Genomic DNA, 8,825 nt, shown 5'->3' on the forward strand with positions numbered 1-8,825 from the left:
GACGTCGGACTCGTCCTGGCCACCGGCCAGGCACACACCCGACCGGCCCACCACAAGGTGGGCACCAAACCCCGCCGAACAGGTTAAAAGACAAGGTCAGTGCCTGTATCCGAGCTTGGTCGGGCGGAGAGGCTTTGGTGCGCAGACAGCGGAACTCCTGGTGGATCGGGACGGTGTCCATGCGCCGTTCCACCAGGAGTTCCGCTGTTATCGCGCCCGATCCCGGCGGGCGGTTCGACCGCGGTACCCGTGCTGCCGCTTGGCCGCCTCCCACCAGCCCACTCGACGGACGAGGTGGTATGCCACCGACGTCACCGACGCCCAGTGGGCCGAGCTGGACCCGCTGCTGCCCGATCCGACCTGCCCGGCCGGTCGGGGCGGGCGGTGGGAGAAGCACTGCCGGCGGGTGATCGTGGACGCGATTCTGTACGTGGTCGACAACGGCATCAAGTGGTGGGCGCTGCCGGCGGACTTCCCGCCGTGGCCGACGGTCCACAAGCGTTTCGCCGCGTGGGAAAGGGTCGGTGCGTCGCAGCGGCTGCTCGACGGGTTGCGTGATCGCGTTCGGCCGGCGGAGGGTCGGGTGGCGGCGCCGTCGGCGGCGGTGATGGACTCGCAGTCGGTGCGCGCCGCGGAGACCGTCGGACGGGCGACACGGGGTTGGGACGGCGGCAACAAGGTCGCGGGCCGCAAGCGCCACATCGTCGTGCACACCACGGGACTGTCGTTGGCCGTCCTGGTGACCCCGGCCTCGACGCAGGACCGGGTCGCCGCCTGGTAGTGGAAATCGTGCAACGCCCGCAGGTGCCGTACTTCACCGTGCCGCACAAGGTGAATGGTGGAGCGGACGTTGGCGTGGATCACAGGGCACCGCCGCTGCGTCCGCGACTACGAACGACTACGCCACCATCACGAGGCCATGGTCCGCTGATCCACGATCCGCATCACCAGCCGCCGACTCACCCGATCCAGGTAGCTCGGAAACAGCTACTCACACGTCAGGGGGCAGCCGGGTCACCGGCGGGGCAGGAAGCTCCCGCCTCGGCGGCACGAGTCGCTCGTGATCACCGGCGAGGACACCAGATCGGGCAACTACTGCTGGTAGTCGAGCCATCGCATGCTGTACCCCCTGATCGCTCTCAACGGAGATGCCGTGCGTCGGCTGGCTCCCGTCTCGGGTAGAGGCGAGAGCCGGCCGGCGGTGGATTGGGTCAGCCGACCTGCGCGCAGCCCTGACCCCTGAGCCCGTCCTCGCCGTCGGGTTGCACGGCCTCGCAGAAGAACGTGCGCCGGGGCCCCATGACCAGCACCTCGTAGCCGGGCTCGACCTCGGGCTGACAGCCGACGGCACGGATGCCGCCGTCGCCACCGGTCGTGATCCTCTGACACTCGTATCCGCTCTGGGAGGTGGACGCCTCGACCCCGGTGGGGCTCGACGCGGACGCGACGGTGGCCGGCAGGGCCGACAGCGTGACCACCGCCGCGACGACACCGACCCGGCGTGCCGCTCGTGAGAAGAACCGGGACTCCGACAAGTGAACCACTCCTCGTGAAGGTTCGGACGATGACGCGGGGCGAGGCCCACGCCGCGGATCGACGATCCGCCGCCCCACACCACCACCCCTCACCTCCGCCGGCATCCGCGATCACACCTCCGGCCACACCCTCACCCCACCCGGCGACAAGGACGCCCCAACGGTGGCGGGAGGTTCGGTCCGCAAGCCCGGTTCAGCCTCCGACAGGACCTCGCGCAGCCGCACGACGAAGCGGTCCGGGGCGTCCACGAAACCGAAGTGCCCGCCGGGGAACCTGGTCGGCTCGACGCCGAGACCCGAGGCGAGCGCGAGCGACGTCCGGTCGCACAGCTCGCCGCCCGAGTCCTCGCCGATGCCAACCACGACCCGGGTCGACGCCGTGCGCAACGCGTCGAGGTCGGGTACCCACCGCACGGTCGGCCGCAGCATGTGCTCGTACTGGAAGCGCTCGTCGGCGAGGTCCTGCGGTGAGCGCTCACCGCCGAACACGTGCTCGACCAGCTCGTCGGGCATGTGGATGTTCGCGATGGCCATGAACCGCCGCCACGCGCCCACCCTGTCGCCGGCCAGGTAGGTGGCGACCATCTCGTCGGTCCGCCGGAGCAGGTCCTCCCGGTCGGGCACGAGCTGGTCCGACGGCGACTCGTGGGCGATCACGGTGTGCGCCGGCTCGGGGTGGGCCCGCGCGAGCGCCAGCACGCTGACCGCGTCGCCGCTGGAGCCGAGGACGGCCGCCGGGCCGGCGTCGAGGTGCGTGATGAGCCGGGCGAGGTCGTCGGCGCGCAGCTCGCGCCTGTGGCGCCCGGTGACGGGCGCCTCCGCTCGGGCCGCGGATCGGAAGAACTTGGACGTGAGACGCAAAAATGCGACCAGTCGAAATCACAGGGAATACGCGAGCGATGCACAGTTCGCGGTAACGAATTCCGTCATTCTATTCTCCCGGCTACCTTGGGCCCGGTGAGCACCGGAGCGGCACTCCGCGTCGACAACGGCTTGACCGGGGTCGTCGACTGGTTCCGCGGTCAGCGCAACCTCCTGGAACGCTTCGGCGGCGTTCTGCGCAACCCCCTTGACGAGGTGCTGGACTTCCCGCCCAGCTCCGGCACCCGGAGATCGACCCCACAGGAAGCGAACTTCGGCGCGACCAGCGAGAACTGATTGCCGAACCAACACCGCGTGCCCTCACCGACCACCACGGCGCTCCACCCGCGACACGGGTCCTTCAACGCCGCCAGCAGCCCAGCCGCTTCCTCGCGACGCTCCCACGGCACGGACCGCGACTGCCCCACGTCGAAGAACTCCTCAGCGGCGACACCGCAGAGCGGTTCCACGAACGTCCGCGCGTTGCCGAACTGCACCCCAGCTCGCTCATCTCGCGCGCGAACGCGACCGCCTCAATCTCCAGCGCCTCGACCAACTCCGACGTGGGCACGAACTCCCGCTCCTCCAACTCCTCACCGAGGTGGTCCACGACCGCCGCCAACGGCTCCGGCAGGTCCACGACCCACCCGTCAGCCGCCCCGCTCACGATCGCCTTGACCACCGACGTCGAGTCGATCGGACGCGGCGCATCGTCGCCCACGGCATGCCCGGCGAGCGTGCCCGCCGCCTCCCGAAGCGCACGGCCGCGCGCACAGATCACCCGCCACTCGGCGTTCGGCATGTAGTACGTCCACACGGTCATGGCGACCACGTCCGCAAATAGCTTTCCACATATCCGCCTCTCGAACTTAACCGACAAAGTAGCCATCATGCAGCCCCCTGCAACAGGGCGATCATGACGGTCCGCCCACGTGCGCACCGGATCGCGGTTCGCCCACCGGACATGGACCGTGAAGGCGACTCGACCACCGGGCGGTCTCCCACGCCGCAGGCGCCAGCGCGCGGCCACCGCACCCGCGCCTGGTCACACGCCTCCGCCCACCGTGACGCACATACCCCCCGGGGCATCCGGAAGAGTGCTACCGTGAACGTCAGATACCCCCCGGGGTATTCGAGAGAAGGGAGCCGACATGGCACACGAGATCGACCAGGACGCCTTCGCCGCCCGCCTGGCGAAGGGGGACGCCCTGGTGGTGGACGTCCGTGAGGCGCGCGAGTACCGGCCGGGTCACGTCCCGGGTGCCCGGAACGTGCCGCTGAGCGTCCTGCCCGCCCGCGTGGGCGAACTGCCCAAGGACCAGCCGGTCTTCGTCATCTGCCAGGCCGGTGGTCGCAGCGCGCAGGCCGCGAACCTGCTGCGCGCCGTCGGCGTCGACGCCGTCGACGTCCTCGGCGGCACCGGCGCGTGGATCGCGTCCGGTCGCCCGGTCGAGACCGCAGCGCGCTGAGAGGAAGAGCAACCATGATCACCGTCCTGCCCATCGACACACCGGGGCTCGGGGACCGGACGTACCTGGCCCATGACGGCGAGGTCGCGTTGGTCGTCGACCCGCAGCGCGACTACGACCGGGTGCTCGGCCTCGCGCGCGCCGCGGGCGTGCGCATCACCCACGTCTTCGAGTCACACATCCACAACGACTACGTGACCGGCGGCTACGAACTGGCCCACGAGGTCGGCGCCCAGTACCTGCTCAACGCCGACGACCCCGTCTCCTTCGAACGGGTCGGCGTGCGCGACGGGGACGTGCTCGAGGTCGGCGACCGGATGCGGGTGAAGGTCCTGCTCACCCCCGGCCACACCCACACCCACCTCTCCTTCGCCCTGTCGGAGGACGCTGAACCGGTCGCGGTCTTCACCGGCGGCTCGCTGCTGTACGGCTCCACCGGCCGCCCGGACCTGCTGGGACCCGACCACACCGACACGCTGGCGCACGCCCAGTGGCACTCGGCCCGACGGCTGGCGCGTGAACTGCCCGACGACACCGCCGTCTACCCGACGCACGGATTCGGCAGCTTCTGCTCGGCCACGCAGTCCGACGCGACAGCCGGCACGATCGGCCGGGAGAAGCTGGCGAACCCGGCGCTGACCAGCGACCTCGACACCTACGTCCAGACCCTGCTCGCGGGACTCGACGCCTACCCGGCGTACTACGCGCACATGGCGCCGGCGAACTCGGCCGGGCCGGGCGCGGTGGACCTCTCACCGCCCTCCGAGGCCGACCCGGCCGAACTGCGCCGCCGCATCCACGACGGCGAGTGGGTGGTCGACCTGCGCAACCGGACCGCGTTCGCGTCCGGCCACGTCACGGGCACGCTGAACTTCGGCCTCGACGGGCCGTTCGTGACCTACCTCGGCTGGCTCATCCCCTGGGGCACCCCCGTGACGCTGCTCGGCGAGACCGCCGAGGACGTCGCCGAGGCCCAGCGCGAGCTGGTGCGCATCGGAGTCGACCGCCCCGCCGCGATGGCCACCGGCTGCCCCCGGGACTGGGCGGGCGGAGAGCCCCTGCGCAGCTACACCACCGCCTCGTTCGCCGACCTCGCCGCCGCGCTGAACCGGAACCCGGAGACCGCCGTCCTCGACGTCCGCCGCGACCAGGAGCGTGCCGAGCGGCACGTCAGCGGTTCCACGCACATCCCGATCCACGAGGTGCTCGACCGCCTCGACGAGGTTCCGGCGGGCCCGGTCTGGGTGCACTGCGCCGGTGGTTACCGCGCAGGTGTGGTGGCCGCGCTGCTCGACGCCCACGGCGTCGACGTGGTCGCGATCGACGACTCCTTCGACAACGCCGGGGCCGCCGGCGTCCCCCTCGTCACACCCGCTCGCCACGACCAGGAGGCTCACGCATGACCCGGCCCACTGTCGACGCCTCCTCGCTGCGGGCACGCCTGGGCGACGGCACGTCCGCGCCGCGCCTGATCGACGTCCGCTCACCCGCGGAGTTCGAGGCAGGGCACATCCCCGGCGCGGTCAACGTGCCGCTGGACCGGCTCCGCGACCAGCTCGACGACCTGTGCCCACTGCTGCGCGACCAGGACGTCGTCCTCGTCTGCCGATCCGGTCAACGTGCCGGCCAGGCTCACGAGGTGCTCACCGGAGCCGGTCTCGGCCACAGCGAAGTGCTCGCCGGTGGCATCGCCGACTGGGAGCGGGCGGGCGGCCCGGTCAACCGCGGCCGGCAGGTGTGGGACCTGGAGCGCCAGGTCCGCTTCACGGCGGGCTCGCTCGTCCTCTCGGCCGTGCTCGCCAGTGTGGCCGTGCCCGGCGCGAAGTGGGCGGCCGGCTTCGTCGGCGGCGGACTGGTCGTCGCCGCCCTGACCAACACCTGCGCGATGGGCACGGCACTGGCGAAGATGCCCTGGAACCAACGCCGTCGCGAGCGCGGTGTCACGCCGACCACCCGACCGTCCGAGGAGCGGTGAGCCGTGCTGGTGCTGACCGTCGCGCTGGCCGTCGTCGTCGGCGTACTGCTGGGCCTGCTCGGCGGTGGCGGGTCGATCCTGATGGTGCCCCTGCTGGTGTACGTGGCCGGCATGGGCGTGAAGGAGGCCATCGTTGCCTCCCTCGTGGTCGTGGGCGTGACGTCCGCCGCCAGCGTCGTCGGCCACGCCCGCACCGGGCACGTGCGGTGGCGCACCGGCCTGCTGTTCGGGCTCGCCGGCATGGTCGGGGCCTTCGCCGGCGGGTTCGTCGGCGGCCACCTGCCCGGCCCGGTGCTGATGGTCTCCTTCGCGGTCATGATGGTCGCCACCGCCGTGGCGATGCTCCGGGGTCGCCGCACACCCGCACCGGACGCCACGCACACCGAACTGCCGGTGGTCAAGGTGCTGGCCGAGGGCGCCGTCGTGGGTGTGGTCACCGGTCTGGTCGGCGCGGGCGGAGGTTTCCTCGTGGTCCCCGCGCTGGCACTGCTCGGCGGTCTGCCCATGCCGGTCGCCGTCGGCACCTCGCTGCTGGTCATCGCGATGAAGTCGCTCGCGGGCCTGGCGGGCTACCTGGCCGCGGTGCCGATCGACTGGGCGCTCACCGGTGCGGTCACCGCGGCCGCCGTGGCGGGCAGCCTCGTCGGCGGCCGGTTGGTGGCCCGGATCCCGGGGGACGCGCTGCGCCGGGGCTTCGGCTGGTTCGTCCTGGCCATGGGGGCCGTCGTGCTGACCCAGCAGGCACCGGACCAACTCCGCGTCCCCGCGCTCCTCGTGGTCGCCGGCATCGGCGTCGCCGTCGGCACGTGTGCCGGACTCGTGCCGCGGTGCCCGCTGCGGCACATCGGCACCAAGCGTCCGCCGGCGACCGCGGGCCGCTGAACCCAGCGGCCACGTGTTCGCTGCTCGGAATGCCCGAGAGCTGGACGACGCTGTACGGGCAGTACCCGCCGGGGTATCCGCGGCGGCAGGAGAGGATGAGGACATGCAACTGGAGAACACCCAGGTCGTCGGTGACGTGATCAAGCGGCTGCGCCGCGCGGAGGGCCAGCTCGCGGGGGTGGTCCGGATGTTGGAGGCCGGCCGGGACTGCGAGGACGTCGTCACCCAGCTGGCGGCCGTCTCCCGCGCGTTGGACAAGGCGGGCTTCGCCATCATCGCCACCGGTCTGGAGCAGTGCATCGCCGCCGGCGAGAACGGCGACGTCCTCGACCGCGCCCGACTGGAGAAGCTCTTCCTCTCCCTCGCCTGACCCCGCGGTCGCCCCCGGTCCGGGTCGGTCGTCCCGATGCGCGACCGGCGGCTCGGCACGAGCGGCCGGTGGCACGCGCGTCACGAGCGGCTCGGACGGGTGGTCGGGATCCTCGACGGGATCCGGGGTGGTGCCGTCCGGCACGACGGCACCGGCGGGGTAGGCGCAGCCGGAGGTCGCCATCCGCCGGCGCCGGGCGCTCGCGTCGGCGATGGCGTCCACACCGCCCGCCCCGTCGGCGACGAGCACGCCGGACGGACCGCGCAGGCCGTTGCGGATGGAGATCTGACCGACGCCGGCCGCGTAGCACCAGGCGATCGACTGGTACGGGCCGACGTGATCGGGCCCGCTCCGCCGCAGCCGCTCGACCTCGCACTGACCGAACTCGCCGCCGCCCGAGTAGCTCGCGGCCACCACACCGAACTCGAACGGCGGCACGGTGGCCGGGTCGCGCACTCCCGTCGCGCAGCGCAGTCGCGCCGTGCGGGACATCGGTGACAAGGGTTCACTCCTCCGGTTGGTGTCCGGTGCGTGACGCGGTCCCGCCCCACTGCGGCTTGTTCTCCGCGTCAGACCAGGGACATGCCGGCCGAGGAGCTGGTACGACCACACGCCGCGGCGGTGCGAGCCCTGGACGAGGTGGCCGCCTTGGCCGTGGGCGGACCGGCGTAGGACGTCCGCGGCGGGTCCCCGTCACGCCGGGCACGCGCGTGGGCGTCGGCCGTAATCGACGGTCACTCCCCCGCCGCTCGTCCGCCGGCGGAGGGCTCGTCGCGATGCCACAGCATCACGGTGGCCGCTCCCAGGAACGCGCCCGCGACTACCGGCTCCAAGGGATCGAACGCGGTGGCCCCGGGAATGCCGGCCGATGTCTGGAAGACCAGCGCCGCCATGTAGGCGACTTGGTGCAGCACTCCGGCCACCAACAGCATCGTCGCCGCCAGGTACCCCCACGCGACGCCTCGCCACAGCACCACGGCCACCGCCGCGTAGGCGGGGACCAGCACCGCCAAGTCCAAGGCCGCGCCCAGCTGGGTGAAGGAGGCCGGCACGACCAGCCGCGACGGCTCCTCCAGCGCCGTCTGTCCGGACAGCGCTCCCGCGATCCGGGACAGCCACATCACCCCCAACGAGACCGCCGGCACCGCCAGCACGACGGCGACGACCCGCACCGGCGCACGACGGCGGTACCGGGCGGCGATCATGCGGTGGTCCGTTGCGACCAGAAGCGACACCAGCCCCGCGATGGCCAGGGCGATGACGGCCGCGTACAGGCCGAACAGGACGTTCAGCCGGGCACCGAACAAGTAGTAGGCGTAGTTGTACGCCGCGTAAGCCAGCACGCCGGCCCACAACAGCACGCCGTGGACCGAGCGCGTGAACAGAACGGCAACGATCAGCAGCACCGCCGCGACCAAGGCGACCGCGTCGTACGCACGGAACAGGGCCACGATCTCGTCGGGATCACGGTAGACGCGGAAGAAGAGGCCCGCGGCGGCGCAGGCGGCGATGGCCGCCGCCGCGGCGGCGGCCACGACACGGGCGGCTCGCAGCGCCGTCCTGTGGTCCGGGACGGTGCGGAACGATGGGGCACTCACGGCGGCCACCTCCCCCGCCTGTCGATCAGCCCGGTGGTCACCGCTAGGGCGTGTCCGCCGGGTCATGATCGGGTTTTGTCTGGTGCGGCTCGGATCCAGTCGATGGTCTCGACGATGTCGTTGGTGGCCTGCCAG

The 8,825-nt window shown here is 71.9% G+C and carries 11 protein-coding genes; 7 read left to right on the forward strand and 4 right to left on the reverse strand.

Translation table 11 applies throughout. The features are described 5' to 3' along the window. Positions 1 to 259 precede the first annotated feature (259 nt). Entirely contained in the window at positions 260 to 781 is a 522-nt protein-coding gene (locus tag ACZ7GX_RS45270; RefSeq protein WP_498786853.1) for an IS5 family transposase, read from the forward strand. Between the two features lie 430 nt (positions 782 to 1,211). On the opposite strand, the gene ACZ7GX_RS45275 is transcribed toward ACZ7GX_RS45270, so the two are convergent. Both ACZ7GX_RS45275 and ACZ7GX_RS45280 read right to left on the reverse strand, forming a co-directional pair. Beyond that, positions 1,212 to 1,535: a hypothetical protein gene (locus ACZ7GX_RS45275; RefSeq protein ID WP_498786854.1), complete on the reverse strand. Its 324-nt coding sequence runs from the start codon at positions 1,533 to 1,535 to the stop codon at positions 1,212 to 1,214. 111 nt (positions 1,536 to 1,646) lie between these two features. Beyond that, positions 1,647 to 2,396 (reverse strand): alpha/beta fold hydrolase, encoded by a 750-nt coding sequence (locus ACZ7GX_RS45280; RefSeq protein ID WP_498786855.1) that lies wholly within the window; start codon positions 2,394 to 2,396, stop codon positions 1,647 to 1,649. 96 nt (positions 2,397 to 2,492) lie between these two features. Between ACZ7GX_RS45280 and ACZ7GX_RS45285 the strand changes: the two genes are divergently transcribed. After that, entirely contained in the window at positions 2,493 to 2,693 is a 201-nt protein-coding gene (locus ACZ7GX_RS45285) for a hypothetical protein (protein WP_498786856.1), read from the forward strand. A gap of 64 nt (positions 2,694 to 2,757) precedes the next feature. Here the strand turns inward: ACZ7GX_RS45285 and ACZ7GX_RS45290 are convergent, their stop codons facing one another. Then, positions 2,758 to 3,219, reverse strand: a complete 462-nt coding sequence (locus ACZ7GX_RS45290) for a hypothetical protein (protein ID WP_498786857.1) — start codon at positions 3,217 to 3,219, stop codon at positions 2,758 to 2,760. Positions 3,220 to 3,547: 328 nt separating this feature from the next. Between ACZ7GX_RS45290 and ACZ7GX_RS45295 the strand changes: the two genes are divergently transcribed. The 5 genes from ACZ7GX_RS45295 (at position 3,548) to ACZ7GX_RS45315 (ending at position 7,092) form a co-directional block, all read left to right on the forward strand. Continuing rightward, on the forward strand, positions 3,548 to 3,865 hold the full coding sequence (locus ACZ7GX_RS45295) for a rhodanese-like domain-containing protein (protein ID WP_498786858.1): 318 nt from the start codon (positions 3,548 to 3,550) through the stop codon (positions 3,863 to 3,865). A 14-nt stretch (positions 3,866 to 3,879) separates the two neighbouring features. Then, entirely contained in the window at positions 3,880 to 5,268 is a 1,389-nt protein-coding gene (locus ACZ7GX_RS45300; RefSeq protein WP_498786859.1) for a rhodanese-like domain-containing protein, read from the forward strand. After that, positions 5,265 to 5,840, forward strand: a complete 576-nt coding sequence (locus ACZ7GX_RS45305; RefSeq protein ID WP_498786860.1) for a rhodanese-like domain-containing protein — start codon at positions 5,265 to 5,267, stop codon at positions 5,838 to 5,840. The genes ACZ7GX_RS45300 and ACZ7GX_RS45305 overlap by 4 nt, the downstream gene beginning before the upstream one ends. Positions 5,841 to 5,843: 3 nt before the next feature. Beyond that, entirely contained in the window at positions 5,844 to 6,722 is an 879-nt protein-coding gene (locus ACZ7GX_RS45310; RefSeq protein WP_498786861.1) for a sulfite exporter TauE/SafE family protein, read from the forward strand. A gap of 103 nt (positions 6,723 to 6,825) precedes the next feature. After that, positions 6,826 to 7,092 carry a metal-sensitive transcriptional regulator gene (locus ACZ7GX_RS45315; protein WP_498786862.1) on the forward strand — a complete coding sequence of 89 codons (267 nt, stop codon included), beginning with the start codon at positions 6,826 to 6,828 and terminating at the stop codon, positions 7,090 to 7,092. A 734-nt stretch (positions 7,093 to 7,826) separates the two neighbouring features. Here ACZ7GX_RS45315 and ACZ7GX_RS45320 read toward each other — a convergent pair. After that, positions 7,827 to 8,690 (reverse strand): hypothetical protein, encoded by an 864-nt coding sequence (locus tag ACZ7GX_RS45320; protein ID WP_498786863.1) that lies wholly within the window; start codon positions 8,688 to 8,690, stop codon positions 7,827 to 7,829. Positions 8,691 to 8,825: the final 135 nt, after the last annotated feature.

It is taken from the genome of Actinosynnema sp. NPDC037264, assembly GCF_055603705.1.

Bases quoted from the DNA above. Each gene is read 5' to 3' on its own strand.
- ACZ7GX_RS45300 (WP_498786859.1), top strand. From the start codon at position 3,880: ATGATCACCGTCCTGCCCATCGACACACCGGGGCTCGGGGACCGGACG.
- ACZ7GX_RS45315 (WP_498786862.1), top strand. From the start codon at position 6,826: ATGCAACTGGAGAACACCCAGGTCGTCGGTGACGTGATCAAGCGGCTG.
- ACZ7GX_RS45295 (WP_498786858.1), top strand. From the start codon at position 3,548: ATGGCACACGAGATCGACCAGGACGCCTTCGCCGCCCGCCTGGCGAAG.
- ACZ7GX_RS45290 (WP_498786857.1), bottom strand. From the start codon at position 3,219: ATGACCGTGTGGACGTACTACATGCCGAACGCCGAGTGGCGGGTGATC.
- ACZ7GX_RS45305 (WP_498786860.1), top strand. From the start codon at position 5,265: ATGACCCGGCCCACTGTCGACGCCTCCTCGCTGCGGGCACGCCTGGGC.